Genomic DNA, 16,981 nt, shown 5'->3' with positions numbered 1-16,981 from the left:
GGCGCAGTGTCAGTGGCCGCGAGCTATCCATTCATCCAGATGCGGTTTCTCCGCGCCGATGGTGGTGGTGTCGCCATGGCCCGTGCGGACAACGGTCTCTTCGGGCAGTGTCAGGAGTTTGGTCCTGATGGACTCGATGATGGTGGGGAAGTCGCTGTAGGAACGCCCTGTTGCACCTGGTCCGCCCTGGAAAAGGGTGTCTCCGCTGAAGAGCGTGCCTTCGCTGGGCAGGTGGAAGGACACCGAGCCGGGTGAATGACCGGGCGTGTGGATTGCCGTGAGCTGTGTACCGGCCACAGTGAACTCCTGGCCGTCCGTGATGGCAGCGTCAGGGTTCTGCCCGGGGAACACCGTTTCCCACAGCATCCAGTCGTCCTGGTGCAGGTGGATGGGTGCTTTGACCAGGTCGCGGAATTCGCCTGCCGAGCTGATGTGGTCGTCGTGTCCGTGCGTGAGCAGGATTGCTGTGACCGTGCGGCCGTTCACGGCGTCCAAGATCGCGGCAGGGTTGTGGGCGGGGTCTATGACGATGCATTCGGAGTCGTCGCCGATGATCCAGACGTTGTTGTCCACGTCCCAGGTGCCACCGTCCAGGGAGAAGGTTCCGGAAGTGACGACGTTGCTGATGCTGAGGCTATCGGTGCTCACAGTTCAACCACCGATCGCAGGACGGCGCCGTGGTGCATTTTGTCGAAGGCCTCTTCCACCTGGTCGATGGTGATGCGTTCGGTGACGAAGGCATCCAGGTCCAGCTTGCCTTGTTTGTAGAGGTCCACCAGCATGGGGAAATCGCGGGACGGCAGGCAGTCGCCGTACCAGGAGGATTTGAGGGACCCGCCGCGGCCGAAAACGTCCAGCAAGGGCAGTTCGAGGGTCATCTCCGGCGTGGGAACGCCGACAAGGACGACGGTGCCGGCCAGGTCGCGTGCGTAGAAGGCCTGCTTGTAGGTTTCGGGACGTCCGACGGCGTCGATCACCACATCTGCGCCGAAGCCGCCGGTGAGAGCACGGATTTCCTCGACGGGGTCCCCTGCGGAGGAATCAACGGTATGCGTGGCGCCCAGGTCCTTGGCGCGTTCGAGCTTCTTGGCGTCGATGTCCACGGCGATGATGGTGGTGGCGCCGGCGAGCGCGGCGCCGGCGATGGCTGCGACACCCACGCCACCGCAACCGATGACGGCGACTGAATCGCCGCGTTTGACTCCGCCGGTGTTCAGGGCTGCGCCGAGCCCTGCCATGACACCGCAGCCGAGCAGTCCAACGGCGGCAGCGTCGGCGTCGGGGTCTACTTTGGTGCACTGGCCCGCGGCGACCAAGGTCTTTTCGATGAAGGCTCCGATGCCCAGCGCCGGGGAGAGTTCGGTGCCGTCTTCGAGGGTCATCTTCTGGGTGGCGTTATGGGTGTTGAAACAGTACTGGGCCTGACCGCGCTTGCAGGCGCGGCAGTTGCCGCAGACGGCACGCCAGTTCAGGACAACGCGGTCACCGGGGGCTACCTCCGTGACGTCAGGGCCGACCGCGCTGACCACGCCGGTTGCTTCGTGGCCCAGCAGGAAGGGGAAGTCGTCGCTGATGCCGCCGAGCTTGTAGTGCAGATCGGTGTGGCAGACGCCGCTTGTGAGGATGTCCACCAGGGCTTCGCCGGGGCCGGGTTCGGGCACAAGGATGGTTTCGAGGGTTGCGGGTGCGCCTTTGGAGCGGACGACGACGCCTTTGACTGCGTGGACCATTGGAGTGGTTCCCTTCGGGCTCGCGGAGGGCGGGCCCGGTTAATGCAGCAGGGCCCGCTACGGATTCCCATTCTGTCTATCACAGGTGGCAGACAGTGTGCGGATTGTTCCGAGCGGGCCCAGCGGCCGTATGCGGATGGACCTAGGCGGCGAGGCGGCTTTCCACCTCGGACGCCGAGGGGTTGGTCGCGGCAGTTCCGTCCGGGAAGAGGACGGTGGGTACCGTGCGGTTGCCTCCGTTGAGCTGCTCGACGAGTTCGGCCGTGCCATCTACTTCTTCGATGTTGATCTCGGTGTAGCCGATGCCCTTGGCGTCCAGCTGCTTCTTCAAGCGGTTGCAGTAGCCGGACCAGGTGGTCGAGAACATGGTGATGGTGCCGGAGTCGGGAGTGAAATCCACAGAGCTCTCCTCAGTATTTGTCGTTTGCACGGAGTGGTTCGTTCGTAACAACGGTAACCCGGTGCCGAATAATTCCCGTCCGGCGACGAAGACGGGTTGCCTCACACGCCCGCGCTGGTGCGTTTTCCCGGGAAAGGGCAGACTGTTGCCATGTGTGGACGTTACGTAATGGCCCGTGCGGTGGGAGACCTGCTCGCCGATTTTGATGCCGAACTTGAGAACGAGATCGCCCTGGAGAAGTCCTGGAATGTTGCCCCGACGGACGCGGTTCCGATCGTTTTGGAGCGGTTGGTCGATGACAACGTCAAGAGGCAGCTCCATGTAGCCAAGTGGGGGCTGGTGCCTTCTTGGGCAAAGGATCCCAAGGGCGGGGCGCGGCTCATCAATGCCCGCAGTGAGACCCTTCTGGAAAAGCCTTCCTTCAAGAAGGCTGCTGTGGCCCGCCGTTGTGCGGTGCCGGCTGACGGCTACTACGAGTGGAAGAAGGGCGAGGGAAAGAACAAGCAGCCCTATTATGTTCATCCGGGCGACGCGCACGGTCTGGTGTTTGCCGGTTTGTATGAGTGGTGGCGGGACCAGGCGGCACCGGCGGACGATCCGGGCCGCTGGCTGCTGTCGATGTCCATCCTCACCGCAGACACTCCGACGGCGGACTCGGCCCGAACACGGCGCAGCGCCTCCGTGTTCGACGAACTCACTGCGCTCCATGACCGTGTTCCGTTGCCGATGAGCACAGAGACAATGGAGGCATGGCTGGATCCGCGGGAGAAGGACGCCGCAGGGCTGGTGGACATGGTCCGTTCGAGGGCGCACGATGCTGCTGCTGACTGGACGCTGGACCCGGTGGGGACCGCCGTCGGAAATGTCCGCAACAACTCACCGGAACTTATCGAACCGGTGGAAGGACTCTTCTGAGAGTCAGAGTGCTTCGTTCACCGGTACGCCGGACTGGAATTCCCGGCCGTCAGCTTCGCTGAAGGCGGTCATGACGTGGCCTTTGCTGAGTCCGTGGATGGCGGACATGGGGAAGTTCCCGGTGATGACGTTGCCGGAATGCTCCACGCCTTTGATGTCGTAGTTTTCCTCCGCGCTGAGCGAGTGGTTGAAGGAATAGAACGAAATCGCTTCGCCGTTCATGAACTCGATGCCGAGCCGGCGCTGTGAGGAGTAGTCTTCGCTGGCAGCAACAAGGCCCACGACGTAAGCGCCGGAGCCTGGTATGTTGCCGTCAATTTCGAATCGGGCCACGAGGTGGTCGTCCGCGGCGGAGATGTTGACCTGCTTCAGGAGTGCGTCATTGGTGCTCATGCCACAATCCTGCTCTGCGGACCGGCTGCCGTCCACCCCTCCGGCTCATCCGGGGCCGCTCACCCTTCCAGGAGCAGTTGGATGTTCTTGGCGACAGCTGCCTTGTCGACGCCTTTGCCCTTGCGTGCGGTGAGCAGGTGCAAGGCCAGGCCGTCGCTGTAATCGGATACCGCTTCGGCGCGGGCCCGGGGATCGGATAATCCCAGGCGTTCGAGCAGCTGCGCCAAAGCGGAGACCAGCCGCTCATGACCGGCGGCCACTGTTTCGGGCTGGTCGAGGGCGAAGACGAATCGCGCCCTGGTGAGCGGGGCGTTCGTATCGGTGAGTCCCATGACCGCAGCGGCGAGCTGCTCCGCCAAGGCCGCCGTCGTCGTCGGAAGCTCCCTCTGGTCACCTTGCAGCAGGAGGCTGTCCAGTTCTTCAACGCGGTCGACGGCGGCACCCACCAGGGCGGCGCGGTTGCGGAAGTAGTTCGACGTGGTTCCGAGGGCGACGCCGGCCCGGGCATCGACGGCACGGTGGGTCAGTCCTTTGAGGCCCTGCTCGGCGACGACGGCGAGCGCGGCGTCGGCTAGCTGGGTTCGTCGGTCGGCCATGGCCAAAGTCTAGCTTCACTCCCTGTTGTTACTACAAATGTAGTAGTACAGTGTGGGCATGAAAAAGGTGAACATCATCGGTGGGGGCATTGCCGGCCTGGCGCTCGCAGCAAGACTGGACCCGGGCGCGTTCGACGTCACGGTGTACGAACAAAGGCCCCAGCTGCCAACCGTGGGGACAACACTGGCCATGTGGCCCGGAGCCCAGGATGCCTTGTCGAAAATCGGAATCCTCGGTCCTGTGCGGAGCCGGGGATCCGTCATCACAGCCGGAGCCCTGCGCAGCCCCCAGGGAGAAGCGGTGCTGTCCATGGAAGGGGGAGGGCTGGTGGGCATATCCCGGCCCGAGCTGCTGAGGCTGTTGAACACGGCGGTGCCGTCATCGGTAAGCCGCGTGGTGGGCAGGGTTGACAGTGTCCCGGGTGGAGCGTGGCTGACCGTGGGTGCGGACGGGGTCAACAGTGTGGTCCGGCGAAGCCATTGGGGCCAACGGAGCGCCGCCAGGCCAACCCCGTACCTGGCCGTCAGGGGAGTGGTCCCAAGCACGCCCCAGGCCGGTGATGTCGGCGAGTACTGGGGCAGGGGAGAGATCTTCGGCCTGGCACCAGCGGTAGGCGGAACCAACTGGTATGCCTCCTACCGGTCGGATCTTGGACCGGACAAGGTGGATGTCCTCGAAGCCCTGGACGTTACCCGGCGCCGCTATGCCGGATACTCGGAGGCCGTAAAGGCTGTTCTTGCCCAGGCGTCACCGGAAACCTCCCTGGCCCAGCGCATCTGGACAACCCCGCCATTGGCCCGCTACTCCCGGGGCAACGTGGTGTTGGTGGGGGATGCTGCCCACGCCATGACACCAAACCTGGGCAGGGGCGCCTGCGAAGCGCTCATCGATGCCGTGACGTTAGGGGACCTGCTCAACGAACAACCCCCGGATTCCGCGCTCGCCGCCTATGGCAGGAAGCGCGTCCTCCGCACCCAGCAGCTAAGGCTCGCCTCGGCCCTTATGGGAAGCGTCGCGCTGGCGCAAGGAATGCAACCGTGGCGTGATGGCCTGCTGAGGCGGGTTGGAAAGCGTGTCTCCAAGGCTTCTGCACAGGCCGGATCTTCGAAGTAGGTTTTGCCCGTACGTCGGCGTAAACTGGAATTATTCGAACATACTTTCGAATCAAACCGGACCGGCGTAACGAGGTGTGAAATGGGGCTGTTCAGCGAGTCCGTCGGAGTGATCTGCACGGAAACAGGCCAGCCACAGGAAGTTCAATGGAAAGGGGCGCATTACACCGTCACCAACGAGCCCGTCCGTTGGTTCGAACGCCGCCAATGGTGGGTCGAAGAAAACCGTGCACCCATCGGCGGCGGCGCAGGCCTGGTCGACCACGAGATCTGGCGGGTCCAGCTTCAACCACAACAGAGCGGCCAAGCCATCACACTGGACCTGGTTCGGCACCTCGGCAGCGGCCGGTGGAGACTGCTCCGCATCCACGACGCCGCCCCGGCCCGATCCGTCGAACCAGACGAAGCAGCGTGAACCTTGAGCTTTACCCACCTGCACGTCTCAACCGCCTTCAGCGCGCACTACGGCGTCTCCTGGCCCGACGAACTAGCCCAAACAGCCGCAGCCGACGGAGCAACGGCGCTCGCCTGCACAGACAGGGACGGCCTCTATGGCACCGTCAAACACCTCAAAGCCTGCATGGACGCAGGCATCGACCCCATAGTCGGCGTTGACCTGGCAGTCTTCGACGACGACGGCGACCACCGCACCCAGGTCGCGGGACGCGTCGTCGTACTGGCCCACGGCCATAACAACGGTGCCGGATACCGGGCACTGTGCCGCTTGGTATCGGATGCCCACGCACGCACCTCGGGAAAAGCCGGAGGAGCAGTCCCCGTAGCAGTAACCAGGGGAGAACTTGCCTCCAGGACCCTGGACCCCACAACCCTCAAACCCGTCCTCACGGTCATGATCGGACCGGACTCCGATGTCGGAAGAGCCATGGGCGGACGAAAATACCTGAGGCCCAGAACCCTCTTCAAACAATGGATCGACGCCATGCCACCAGGCACCATCGTCGCCGAAACCGTGTCCCACCTCAGCGCACCGGGCGAACCCCTCAGCACAGCCCATGCCGTCCGCATGCTCAAACTCGCCCTCGAATACAACGTCCCCGCCATCCTCAGCAACGCCGTGCGTTATTGCGCCCAGGACGGCGCGGCAACCGCCGACGTCCTGGACTCAGCACGCACCCTGAAATCCCTCCCCGAGCTCTCCGCCGCGCCCATGCTCCAACCCACCGGGCAGGGATGGCTGAAAAACCGCCACCACATGCTCCAGCTCGGCAAAGAAATCATGAACGCAGCGGGCCTGGGACAAGCCGGCCTGAACAAACTGCTCGCGAACACTGAAGCGCTCGCCGACAAATGCCGGATTGACCCCGTTCCGGACATGGGATGGAAACAACCCGTCGTTCCCGAGGCCTCCATCATTGGCATCGACAACCACCCCATGGTGGAACTGACCCAACGCTGCGAAGCAGGAATCACCAGACGTTTCCCCGGCATCAGTGCAGAAGCGGAGAACCGGGTGCGCTCGCGGCTGCAGCACGAACTGGGGATCATCGGCAGGCTCGGCTTCGGATCCTATTTCCTTACCGTGGCAGAGGTTTCCAAGATGATCCTGGACATGGGCGTCAGGGTTGCCGCACGTGGCTCAGGGGCCTCCAGCCTGGTCAATTACCTGATCGACATCAGCCAGGTTGATCCCATCCGCCACGACCTCATTTTTGAACGGTTTCTGTCCGGACGCCGGTCAACACTTCCTGACATCGACATCGACGTCGAAAGCGCGGAACGCCACAACGTGTACCGGAAGATTTTTGATCGGTTCGGGTCTGAACGGGTGACCCTCATGAGCATGCAGAACGGGTACAGGGCACGTGGTGCTGTCAGGGATGCCGGTATGGCGCTGGGGATGGATGAAGGCGAAGTCAGCGATATCGCCAAGCAGCTCTGGAGATTCTCCGCAAGGAAATTCCGCGAAGCGCTGGTGGAAAAGCCTGAGCTTCGTGACTTTGCCGGCCGGGTGGAACGCGGAGGAATGGAGGAGAACCAGCAACTCGACCTCCTGGTGGACCTGACCGAAAGGCTTGACCGGCTGCCCCGGCACATTTCCATGCACCCTTGCGGCGTCATCCTGGGAGATGCCACCCTCCTTGACCGGACCCCTGTCCAGCCCAGCGGCCTTGGCTTGCCCATGAGCCAGTTCGACAAACACGACATGGATCCCATGGGCATGCTCAAACTGGATGTCCTGGGTGTACGGATGCAAAGCGCAATGGCCTTCGCCGTAAGGGAGGTAATCCGGCTGCATCCTTCCAAAGCCGAAGTGGTTGCTGCTGGAAGGCACCCGGCAGGACCGGAAGGCTCAGGGCCGGACTTCATTGACGAGGACGGGAGGATTGAGCTCAACGCCGTTCCTTTCGACGACGAGCCAACGTTTGAACTGATCCGGAGCACCCACACACTGGGGTGTTTCCAGATCGAGTCGCCGGGTCAACGGGAACTCATCGGGAAGATGGCCCCGCGTGAATTCAACGACCTCATCATTGATATTTCTTTGTTCCGGCCCGGGCCCATGAAGTCGGATATGGTGCGTCCCTTCCTGGAGCACAGGCACGGTTTTGCACCTGAGGTGTACCCGCATCAGGACCTCAAACCAGTTTTGGAGGAAACCCATGGTGTGACGGTGTTCCATGAGCAGATCCTGAAGACCTTCGATGTCATGACCGGGTGCGGACTGGCAAGGGCTGATGAATTCCGGCGGGCACTCGGTGATGAAGTCCGTGAACCCGAGGTGGAGAAGTACTTCCGTAGGGAAGCGATCAGGAGCTACACCCCTGAAGTGGTGGACAAGGTCTGGGGCACGCTCAAGGCCTTTGGCAGCTTTGGGTTCTGCAAGGCACACGGGGCTGCCTTTGCTGTTCCTACCTACCAGTCGGCCTGGCTGAAAGCCCATCACCCCGAAGCCTTCCTGGCGGGCCTGTGGGAGCATGATCCCGGGATGTACCCCAAGCGGCTATTGGTGGCTGAAGCCCGCAGGCTCGGTATTCCCATCCTGCCGCTGGACATCAACCGGAGCCAGGCTGAGTACAGGGTTGAGAAAATCGTGGGAGGCCCGGACAACGGCAAACTCGGCATCCGGTTGAGCCTGTCGGGTATCTACGGGCTCTCAAAGGCTGAGCTGAAGAGGATCGTTGCCGGGCAGCCCTTCGATTCTTTGGCCGATCTGAGGACCCGGGCCAGGGTGAGCAAGCCAAACATCAAAAGACTGGCCCAACTCGGCGCCTTCGATGCCCTGCACAAAGACTCCGGTGGAAAGGCGAACCGTGCTGACCTTGTCCAGCATCTCCAAGCCATGCAGAACAATCCCTCAAAAAAACCGAACGGTGTCATCGAAGGGCAGTTGTCGTTTGCACTGGGAGATGTCGAGCTGAAGAACCTCGCCCCGGAACTTCCTCCCACCACAATGATTGAAAATGTCAGGGCAGAGCTTGACCTCATGGCCGTGGATGTCAGCGAACACTTGATGGAAAGCCACCGGCCCCTCCTGGCGAAATTGGGAGTGACGACGGCCGACCAACTCCTTGGCTTGCGCAACGGAACGGAGGTCCTGGTGGCCGGGGTGCGCGTTGCCACCCAAACCCCTCCCATGCGCGGTGGGCGGCGGGTGGTCTTCATCAGTATCGATGACGGCACTGGATGTGTGGATTCGGTTTTCTTCCACGAAGCCCAGGAAGAATCGGGACCGTTGCTGTTCGGCACACGCTTGCTGCTGATCCGGGGAACCACCAGGAGGACAGGTCCCAGGGGAATCAGCCTGAGCGCGAGCAAGGCCTGGGACCTTGGCCGGCCCGAATCGCTTCCTTATCCGGAAATCATCCGCGGCGGTGAAGTGCCGACGGACGAATACACGATTCCCGGCCCCCTCCACGGCATTACACGGAACCTTGCCATTACCGGGCTGGGAAGCTGAACACCCTGAATCCCGGCCCGGCGTGCTGCTTTGGCCGCCCTCGCCGGAGCGGATACGATTGACGGTGGCTGGCTGTGGTCCCCGTACGCCACAAGCTATGAAGCCTTAACTATGAATAGGAGACACCCGTGTCAGATGCCCAACAGATCACCCTCATCGTCGATGGCGAAGAGACAAAGGTGACGGAAGGGACTACCGGCGCGGAACTCTTCTTCGAGCGCCGCGACGTCGTTGTAGCCCGTGTCAACGGCGAACTCAAGGACCTCGACCAGGTCCTCCCCGCCGACGCCGACGTCGAAGGTGTCACCATCGAATCTCCCGATGGCCTCAACGTCCTCCGTCACTCCACCGCGCACGTCATGGCCCAGGCCGTGCAGCAACTGCGCCCTGATGCCAAGCTTGGCATCGGCCCGTACATCACTGACGGCTTCTATTTCGATTTCGATGTCTCCGAGCCCTTCACTCCGGAAGACCTGCGCCAGCTGGAAAAGATGATGCAGAAGATCATCAACCAGAACCAGAAGTTCGTCCGCCGCGTGGTCACCGAAGACGAAGCGCGCGAAGCCATGGCCGGCGAACCCTACAAGCTGGAACTGCTCGGCAAGAAGAACGACGCCTCCGACGCCGCTGAAGGCGTCAACGTCGAAGTCGGCGCCGGTGACATCACCATCTACGACAACGTGGACAGGAAGAGCGGCGAAAGCGTTTGGTGCGATCTGTGCCGCGGCCCGCACCTTCCGAACACCAAGATCATCGCCAACGCTTTTGCGCTGACGCGTTCTTCGGCCGCCTACTGGCTGGGCAACCAGAACAACCAGCAATTGCAGCGTATCTACGGAACCGCGTGGCCTACCAAGGAAGCACTGAAGGCCTACCAGGAGCGCATCGCCGAAGCTGAGCGCCGCGACCACCGCAAGCTCGGTGTCGAGTTGGATCTGTTCTCCTTCCCGGATGAACTGGGCTCAGGCCTCCCGGTGTTCCACCCCAAGGGCGGGATCATCCGCAAGGCGATGGAGGACTACTCCCGCCAACGCCACGTGGACGCCGGCTACGAATTTGTCTACACACCCCACATCACCAAGGGTCACCTGTACGAGGTCTCAGGCCACCTTGACTGGTACAAGGACGGCATGTTCCCCGCCATGCAGGTGGACGCCGAATTCAACGAGGACGGCACGGTGCGCAAGCCGGCCCAGGACTATTACCTGAAGCCGATGAACTGCCCCATGCACAACCTGATCTTCCGCTCTCGCGGCCGGTCATACCGTGAACTTCCGTTGCGCCTGTTCGAGTTCGGTTCGGTGTACCGGTACGAGAAGTCCGGCGTTGTGCATGGACTGACACGTGTTCGCGGCATGACACAGGACGATGCCCACATCTACTGCACCCGCGAGCAGATGAAGGACGAGCTCACTACCACGCTGAACTTCGTCCTCGGCCTGCTCAAGGACTACGGCCTGGACGATTTCTACCTGGAACTGTCCACCAAGAACGAAGAGAAGTTCGTTGGTGACGACGCCGCTTGGGAAGAAGCCACCCGTACTCTTTCCGAGGTTGCAGCCGCTTCCGGGCTGGAACTCGTGCCGGATCCGGGTGGAGCCGCGTTCTACGGCCCGAAGATTTCGGTTCAGGCGAAGGACGCGCTGGGCCGGACCTGGCAAATGTCCACCATCCAGCTGGACTTCAATCTTCCCGAACGCTTCGAACTGGAATACCAGGCGGCCGACGGAACGCGCCAGCGTCCCGTCATGATCCACCGGGCACTCTTCGGTTCTGTTGAACGCTTCATGGGTGTGCTCACCGAACACTATGCCGGGGCCTTCCCGGCCTGGCTTGCTCCGGTCCAGGTAGTTGGCATTCCCGTGGCCGAGGCATTCAACGACTACATGTTTGACGTCGTCGGGCAGCTGAAGGCTGCAGGCATCCGTGCCGAGGTGGACATTTCCTCGGATCGCTTCCCGAAGAAGATCCGTACTGCCAGCAAGGACAAGATTCCCTTTGTATTGATTGCCGGCGGTGAGGATGCCGAAGCGGGCGCCGTGTCATTCCGGTTCAGGGATGGCAGCCAGGATAACGGCGTTCCCGTGGAAGAAGCGGTCCGCAGGATAGTCGACGCCGTAAAGAACCGCGAGAGCTGACGGAACGGAAAAGTGACGGTGCAGGAGAACACAGGCGCGGCAGCTGACCTTCCGGGCGACGCAGACGTAACCGATGATTTCGGACTCGCAGGCGTTCCGGATGCGTTTCAGCGCCTGTGGACTCCCCACCGCATGGCCTACATCAAGGGCGGGCAGGATCAATTCAAGAACAAGGATGACTGCCCGTTCTGTGTAGGGCCGACCCGCTCTGACGAGGAATCGCTCATCGTCCACCGGGGAAAGACCTGCTATGTCGTGCTCAACCTGTTCCCGTACAACCCGGGCCACCTGCTGATCTGCCCCTACCGCCACGTCCCCGACTACACGGATATTACGGTGGAAGAGACAGCGGAGTTCGCTGATCTTACCCAGACCGCCATGCGTGTGCTCCGGAAGGTTTCGAATCCCAGCGGTTTCAACCTGGGCATGAACCAAGGTGTTACCGGCGGGGCGGGCATCGCTGCCCATCTTCACCAGCACGTAGTTCCGCGCTGGGGCGGGGACGGCAATTTCTTTCCCATCATCGCCCAGACCAAAGCCATCACGCAGACCTTGGACGAGGTCCGCAAACTAGTGGCCGAAGCCTGGCCGGGGGAGTCGAATGCTCAATAGGCATGCGCGCGGCTTCTTCACTTCACTCTTTACCCCTTTGGCGCGCTGGCTCCTGAGGATCGGCGTGTCACCTGACGCGGTCACTATTGCGGGCACCGCCGGCGTCATCCTGGGCGGACTCATCCTCTACCCCTTGGGCCACTTGTGGTGGGGTTCTGTGGTGGTTGCGTTCTTCGCTTTCTCGGACGTCGTGGACGGCATCATGGCCCGGCTGCAAGGCAACAGCGGCGGCTGGGGGAACTTCCTTGATTCCACGTTGGACCGCCTGGCCGATGGTGCCATCTTCGCTGGCCTCACCATCTGGTTCTTCACCGGCGGCAAGGACACCTCGATCGGAACGGCCGCCGTCGTCTGCCTGGTCCTGGGCATGGTTGTGTCCTATGCCAGGGCCAAAGCGGAATCGCTCGGCTACAAGGCGAGCGTAGGAATCGCGGAACGGGCTGAACGGCTGGCCTCGGTCCTGCTGATTACCGGACTCACGGGCTTGGGACTTCCACGCGTGGTGCTGTTTGCAACCCTGGTCCTGCTGGCACTGGCCAGTATGGTCACGGTCGTCCAAAGAATGGCTACGGTCCGCAAGCAGGCCATGGCAGAGGCCGAGGGAACTGGCATCTGACCAGAGTCGGCTCCCGCCGATTGTGCAGGTGTCCTACCACACCCCTGTTTGTTGCCCTGCAAGGCGGTAATGAATGTACTGCCGCCATGCAACGTGCGACTACTATTACTAGTACTTGGTCACCTTGACCTGAAACCCGGTGTGCGCTGAACGCGGTCGTGTGCTGCGCGTGCCTCCGGCAAGAAGGTCGTTTATCTACCCATAGGGGTTTTTGTGTCTACACCAGATGTAAGCAACGAAGCCGGTTCGTCCGCGAACAGCGTCACGGGCAGCAGCCGCGTTAAGCGGGGCATGGCTGAGATGCTCAAGGGCGGCGTCATCATGGACGTCGTTAACGTCGAGCAGGCCCGCATCGCCGAGGATGCCGGTGCGGTCGCCGTGATGGCGCTTGAGCGTGTCCCGGCTGATATCCGCGCCCAGGGTGGCGTGTCCCGCATGTCCGATCCGGACATGATCGATCAGATCATCGCTGCCGTGTCCATCCCGGTGATGGCCAAGGCCCGTATCGGCCACTTCGTCGAAGCCCAGGTCCTGCAGTCCCTCGGTGTTGACTACATCGATGAGTCCGAGGTCCTGACCCCGGCGGACTACATCAACCACATCGACAAGTGGAACTTCACCGTTCCCTTCGTTTGTGGTGCCACCAACCTCGGTGAGGCGTTGCGCCGTATCAACGAGGGCGCGGCGATGATCCGGTCCAAGGGCGAAGCCGGTACCGGCGATGTTTCCAACGCTACCGGTCACATGCGCAAGATCCGGTCCGAGATCGCCAAGCTCGCCGCCCTTCCCGAGGACGAGCTGTATGTTGCGGCCAAGGAGCTGCAGGCCCCGTATGAGCTGGTCAAGGAAATCGCTGCCACGGGCAAGCTTCCGGTGGTGTTGTTCACTGCCGGTGGCATCGCGACCCCGGCTGATGCGGCTATGATGATGCAGCTCGGTGCCGATGGCGTGTTCGTCGGTTCGGGTATCTTCAAGTCCGGCAACCCGGCAGAGCGTGCCGCCGCCGTCGTCAAGGCCACCACGTTCTACGATGACCCCGATGTTATCGCCAAGGTCTCCCGCGGCCTGGGCGAAGCGATGGTCGGCATCAACGTCGACGAAATCCCGCAGCCCCACCGCCTCGCAGAGCGCGGCTGGTAACAGCTAACCGTACGGCGGCGGCCGGCCACCCCCAAGGGTGGTCGGCCGCCGTCGTTCCTAGTCGAGGCCGCGGCGCTTCAGGAGTGGTGCCAGTTCGGCGTCGCGTCCGCGGAACAAGCGGAATGACTCCAGAGGGTCACGGCTGTTGCCCCGTGAGAGCAGTTCGGACCTGAACCGGTCACCGTTGGCGCGGGTCAACCCGCCGTTTTCCTTGAACCATTCCACCGTGTCCGCATCGAGGACCTCACTCCAGATGTACGAGTAGTACCCGGCTGCGTAGCCCGCGCCGGCGAAGATGTGCTGGAAATAGCCGCTGCGGTAACGCGGCGGGATCAAAGGGTGGGCAACGGATGCCTCGGCAAGTGCCTTGGCTTCGAACGCCAGAACATCCCCGGGTACGTCGGCTTGGGAAAGCACATGCCAGGAAAGGTCAAGCAAAGCGGCGCCCAGGTATTCTGTCGTCGCGAAGCCTTCGCCCCACAACAATGAGTCGTTGAGCTTATCCACGATGACTTGGGGGAGCGCTTCCCCGCTGCTGTGGTGCCGGGCGTAGTTGGCCAGGACCTCGGGCCACATGATCCACATTTCGTTGACCTGCGACGGGTATTCCACAAAGTCCCGGGGCACGGATGTCCCGGAGAAGCGCGGGTACGTAACACTGGAGAACAGGCCGTGCAGTGCATGGCCGAATTCGTGGAACACTGTCCGGACCTCATCCAGGGACAACAGCGTGGGCTCGCCTGGAGCGGGCTTGGTGATGTTGAGGTTGTTGATCACCACGGGGCGCGTACCCAGGAGGCTCGACTGTTCAACGAGGGAGTTCATCCACGCCCCGCCACGTTTGCTCTCCCTGGTGTAGTAGTCGCCAAGGAAGAGGCCGAGGCCAGTCCCGTCTTCGTCGCGGGCTTCCCACACGCGCACGTCGGGATGGTATCCCTCGAGGTCTTCGCGTTCATGGAACGTAATGCCATATAGCTGGGTCGCAGCGTGGAAGACGCCGTCGTTCAGCACGCTTTCCAGGGCGAAGTAGGGGCGGATCGCCTGCTCGTCCACCTGGAATTTTTCCTTCCGGACCCGGGCTGAGTAGTAGGCCCAGTCCCACGGCTCGAGGTGATGTCCCGCGGTTCCGGCCAGGGCATCGGCCTCGGCTTGTGCGTTGCGGACGGCTGCGGGTGCCAACCGGCGCAGCATGGCCTGGACATCGCTGAAGTCCGGCGCGGTCTGTTGGTCCACCACGAGTTCAGCAAAGTTGGCGAAGCCGAGCAGGGCTGCCTTTTCCGCACGCAACCGCACGGTCGCCGTCACAATTTCCCGCACGTCCAGTGGTCCGCCATCAGTGCCGCGCGACAGGGACGCTTCAAACAAACGACGGCGGATGGTCCGGTTTTCGAGGGACGCGAGAGCGGGCTGGTTGCTGGGTTGGATCAAGGTGAGGAGGTACTTGCCGTCGTGACCGGCGGCCTTCGCAGCTTCAGCGGCGCCTGCGACGTCCTCTTCCGGCAGGCCGGCAAGGTCGGCCGGGTTGTCGAGAAGCAGGGCGGAGGCTTTCATCGCTTCCTTGGTCCGCTGGCCGAATTCAGTGCCCAGCCGGGAGAGTTCGGCGTTGACTGTACGGAGCCGGTCCTGTCCGGCGTCATCGAGCTGGATGCCGGACTGGCGGAACTCCTTGAGGTATTCCTGCACCAGCCGGACGGACTCAGCATCGAGGCCGTCGACGTCGATGGCAGAGAAGCGTTCGTAGAGGCCGCGGTTCATGTACACGGCGTCCTGGTGGGCCGAAAACCTGGGGGAAAGTTCAGTTTCAAGCGCCTTGATGTCATCGCCCGCATCCGCTGAGACAAGGGTGAAGAAGGCCGCTGCTGCCCTGTTCAGGAGAAGGCCGGAGCGCTCCATTGCCACCGCTGTGTTCAGGAAGGTGGCAGGGTCCGCATTGCCGGTGATCGCGTCTATCTCCTCCAGGTGAGCTGCCAGCCCGGCCTCCACTGCCTCGGCATAGTGGGCCGCAGAGATGTGCGCGAAGGGCGGCAGTCCGTACGGCAGGGGGTTGGGGTCAAGCAGGGGATTGGTCATGAAGTGACTCTTTCACGTAAGAATCGTGTCCTCAAGAGCGGCACGCCTGGTTCCGCGCGACTTCGCCGTAGGATGAAAATCATGGGGAATCTCACATCTGCGACGAGATGGATCCGGCTTCGCCGATCGGCAGCGCCTGCCATAGTGGTCGCCCTTGCGATGACCCTTGGCGCCTGCGGCATCGTAGCCGAGAACACAGATCCGGACCGGAGCACCGCAGCAACGTCTCCCGCGGCGGAGTCGCCTATGCCCACACGTACTCCCGCTCCGAATCCAACTCCAGGCAAGGGACCTGCCTGCCCTGAACTCCGCTGTACCTCCATCACCGTGACGGGCGACATGCTGGTCCACACCCAGTTATGGCAGCAGGCAAGGGCAGACGCCGCCGCCGCTGGCTTGCCCGGCTACACCTTCGTCCCGCTCCTCGAAGGACAGCGGCGCTACGTCAACAGCAGCGACCTCGCCATCTGCCACCAGGAGACTCCGGTGGCCACGCCCGAAGGGCCTTTCTCGGCCTACCCGTCGTTCAATGTACCGCCGCAGATTGTCACCGCATCGAAGGACATTGGCTACCAAGCCTGCACCACCGCGAGCAACCACACCATTGACCGCGGCACTGAGGGTCTGCTCAGGACCCTTGATGCCCTCGATGCCGCAGGGCTGAAGCACACCGGTTCCTACCGGACGGAGGCTGCCTCCAAGGAAATCCTGATGCTCCAGACCGACGCGGCCAAGGTCGCGGTCATCATCGGAACCTATGGCCACAACGGACAGATTCCGGAATACCCCTGGCTCGTGGACGAACTCGATCCTGCAACCATGATTGCCAAGGCAACCCAAGCCAGGGCCCTCGGTGCTGACATTGTCCTGGGAGTCATGCACGCGGGTGACGAATACGCGAGCGAACCCAATGCCCAACAGCAGGATGTGGCGCATGCACTCGTGGACAGCGGGCAGTTCACCATGATCTACGGGCATCACACCCACTCCGTGCTGCCCATCGAGAACTACAAAGGCACCTGGATCGTGTACGGGCTAGGCAACGGCATCACGGAATTGTCACCGTGGTACGTGGTCAACAACGAAGGGCTGCTGGTCAGGGCACAGTTCAGCCAAAACGCTGCAGGCACCTGGACTGCCTCCGACCTCGCGTGGGCGCCCTCGGTGATTGTCCGGGACCCCTACCGTTGGTGTTCAGTGGCCAGCGATGCCCCGCAAGGCGTGTGTGCCACACCCGCGGCCGACGCCGAAACCCACCAGAGGACCCAAACCGTTGTCGAATCCATGGGCGCAGCCAGTGCAGGCGCACATGAACTGCTGATCACCAAGGAGAGATAGC

15 protein-coding genes are annotated in these 16,981 nt (G+C 62.4%); 9 read left to right on the top strand and 6 right to left on the bottom strand.

Going from position 1 to position 16,981, the window contains the following annotated elements; translation table 11 throughout:
* Positions 1–9: 9 nt before the first annotated feature.
* From JMY29_RS11025 to JMY29_RS11015, 3 genes are all read right to left on the bottom strand, one after another.
* Positions 10–648, bottom strand: a complete 639-nt coding sequence (locus tag JMY29_RS11025) for an MBL fold metallo-hydrolase (RefSeq protein ID WP_189075500.1) — start codon at positions 646–648, stop codon at positions 10–12.
* On the bottom strand, positions 645–1,730 hold the full coding sequence (locus JMY29_RS11020; protein WP_018777779.1) for an S-(hydroxymethyl)mycothiol dehydrogenase: 1,086 nt from the start codon (positions 1,728–1,730) through the stop codon (positions 645–647). The genes JMY29_RS11025 and JMY29_RS11020 overlap by 4 nt, the downstream gene beginning before the upstream one ends.
* A gap of 142 nt (positions 1,731–1,872) precedes the next feature.
* Positions 1,873–2,130 (bottom strand): glutaredoxin domain-containing protein, encoded by a 258-nt coding sequence (locus JMY29_RS11015; RefSeq protein ID WP_237567090.1) that lies wholly within the window; start codon positions 2,128–2,130, stop codon positions 1,873–1,875.
* Positions 2,131–2,298: 168 nt separating this feature from the next.
* On the opposite strand from JMY29_RS11015, the gene JMY29_RS11010 reads away from it, so the two are divergent.
* Positions 2,299–3,045, top strand: a complete 747-nt coding sequence (locus JMY29_RS11010; protein WP_018777777.1) for an SOS response-associated peptidase — start codon at positions 2,299–2,301, stop codon at positions 3,043–3,045.
* Between the two features lie 3 nt (positions 3,046–3,048).
* On the opposite strand, the gene JMY29_RS11005 is transcribed toward JMY29_RS11010, so the two are convergent.
* The gene (locus tag JMY29_RS11005; RefSeq protein WP_018777776.1) at positions 3,049–3,438 is read right to left on the bottom strand and encodes a hypothetical protein; all 390 of its coding nucleotides are present in this window, start codon (positions 3,436–3,438) and stop codon (positions 3,049–3,051) included.
* A gap of 59 nt (positions 3,439–3,497) precedes the next feature.
* On the bottom strand, positions 3,498–4,034 hold the full coding sequence (locus JMY29_RS11000; protein WP_189075501.1) for a TetR/AcrR family transcriptional regulator: 537 nt from the start codon (positions 4,032–4,034) through the stop codon (positions 3,498–3,500).
* A 58-nt stretch (positions 4,035–4,092) separates the two neighbouring features.
* Between JMY29_RS11000 and JMY29_RS10995 the strand changes: the two genes are divergently transcribed.
* From JMY29_RS10995 to pdxS, 7 genes are all read left to right on the top strand, one after another.
* Positions 4,093–5,148 carry an FAD-dependent monooxygenase gene (locus JMY29_RS10995; protein ID WP_189075502.1) on the top strand — a complete coding sequence of 352 codons (1,056 nt, stop codon included), beginning with the start codon at positions 4,093–4,095 and terminating at the stop codon, positions 5,146–5,148.
* 81 nt (positions 5,149–5,229) lie between these two features.
* Positions 5,230–5,562, top strand: coding sequence for a DUF6504 family protein (locus JMY29_RS10990; RefSeq protein ID WP_039241704.1), 333 nt, complete (start codon positions 5,230–5,232; stop codon positions 5,560–5,562).
* Between the two features lie 3 nt (positions 5,563–5,565).
* The gene (locus tag JMY29_RS10985; RefSeq protein ID WP_189075503.1) at positions 5,566–9,066 is read left to right on the top strand and encodes a DNA polymerase III subunit alpha; all 3,501 of its coding nucleotides are present in this window, start codon (positions 5,566–5,568) and stop codon (positions 9,064–9,066) included.
* A 128-nt stretch (positions 9,067–9,194) separates the two neighbouring features.
* Entirely contained in the window at positions 9,195–11,204 is a 2,010-nt protein-coding gene (gene thrS, locus JMY29_RS10980; RefSeq protein WP_018777771.1) for a threonine--tRNA ligase, read from the top strand.
* Between the two features lie 18 nt (positions 11,205–11,222).
* The gene (locus JMY29_RS10975; protein WP_026267169.1) at positions 11,223–11,816 is read left to right on the top strand and encodes an HIT family protein; all 594 of its coding nucleotides are present in this window, start codon (positions 11,223–11,225) and stop codon (positions 11,814–11,816) included.
* Entirely contained in the window at positions 11,806–12,432 is a 627-nt protein-coding gene (gene pgsA / locus JMY29_RS10970) for a phosphatidylinositol phosphate synthase (protein ID WP_189075504.1), read from the top strand. The genes JMY29_RS10975 and pgsA overlap by 11 nt, the downstream gene beginning before the upstream one ends.
* A 213-nt stretch (positions 12,433–12,645) precedes the next feature.
* Positions 12,646–13,572 carry a pyridoxal 5'-phosphate synthase lyase subunit PdxS gene (gene pdxS, locus JMY29_RS10965; RefSeq protein WP_020608520.1) on the top strand — a complete coding sequence of 309 codons (927 nt, stop codon included), beginning with the start codon at positions 12,646–12,648 and terminating at the stop codon, positions 13,570–13,572.
* A gap of 57 nt (positions 13,573–13,629) precedes the next feature.
* Here pdxS and JMY29_RS10960 read toward each other — a convergent pair whose 3' ends face one another.
* The gene (locus JMY29_RS10960; protein ID WP_189075505.1) at positions 13,630–15,642 is read right to left on the bottom strand and encodes a M3 family metallopeptidase; all 2,013 of its coding nucleotides are present in this window, start codon (positions 15,640–15,642) and stop codon (positions 13,630–13,632) included.
* A gap of 72 nt (positions 15,643–15,714) precedes the next feature.
* Between JMY29_RS10960 and JMY29_RS10955 the strand changes: the two genes are divergently transcribed.
* A complete protein-coding gene (locus tag JMY29_RS10955; protein WP_189075506.1) occupies positions 15,715–16,980 on the top strand; it encodes a CapA family protein in 1,266 nt (421 codons plus the stop codon).
* Position 16,981 lies beyond the last annotated feature (1 nt).

Source organism: Paenarthrobacter nicotinovorans (genome assembly GCF_021919345.1).
GTDB lineage: Bacteria > Actinomycetota > Actinomycetes > Actinomycetales > Micrococcaceae > Arthrobacter > Arthrobacter nicotinovorans.
Note: the sequence above shows the minus strand (reverse complement) of the source record. Positions and strands in the feature narration are given on the sequence as shown.

What these genes read in the sequence shown, in the direction of transcription:
- JMY29_RS11020 (WP_018777779.1), bottom strand. Translation starts at nt 1,730, where the DNA reads ATGGTCCACGCAGTCAAAGGCGTCGTCGTCCGCTCCAAAGGCGCACCC.
- JMY29_RS11010 (WP_018777777.1), top strand. Translation starts at nt 2,299, where the DNA reads ATGGCCCGTGCGGTGGGAGACCTGCTCGCCGATTTTGATGCCGAACTT.
- JMY29_RS11005 (WP_018777776.1), bottom strand. Translation starts at nt 3,438, where the DNA reads ATGAGCACCAATGACGCACTCCTGAAGCAGGTCAACATCTCCGCCGCG.
- JMY29_RS11000 (WP_189075501.1), bottom strand. Translation starts at nt 4,034, where the DNA reads ATGGCCGACCGACGAACCCAGCTAGCCGACGCCGCGCTCGCCGTCGTC.
- JMY29_RS10995 (WP_189075502.1), top strand. Translation starts at nt 4,093, where the DNA reads ATGAAAAAGGTGAACATCATCGGTGGGGGCATTGCCGGCCTGGCGCTC.
- JMY29_RS10990 (WP_039241704.1), top strand. Translation starts at nt 5,230, where the DNA reads ATGGGGCTGTTCAGCGAGTCCGTCGGAGTGATCTGCACGGAAACAGGC.
- pgsA (WP_189075504.1), top strand. Translation starts at nt 11,806, where the DNA reads ATGCTCAATAGGCATGCGCGCGGCTTCTTCACTTCACTCTTTACCCCT.
- JMY29_RS10960 (WP_189075505.1), bottom strand. Translation starts at nt 15,642, where the DNA reads ATGACCAATCCCCTGCTTGACCCCAACCCCCTGCCGTACGGACTGCCG.
- JMY29_RS10955 (WP_189075506.1), top strand. Translation starts at nt 15,715, where the DNA reads ATGAAAATCATGGGGAATCTCACATCTGCGACGAGATGGATCCGGCTT.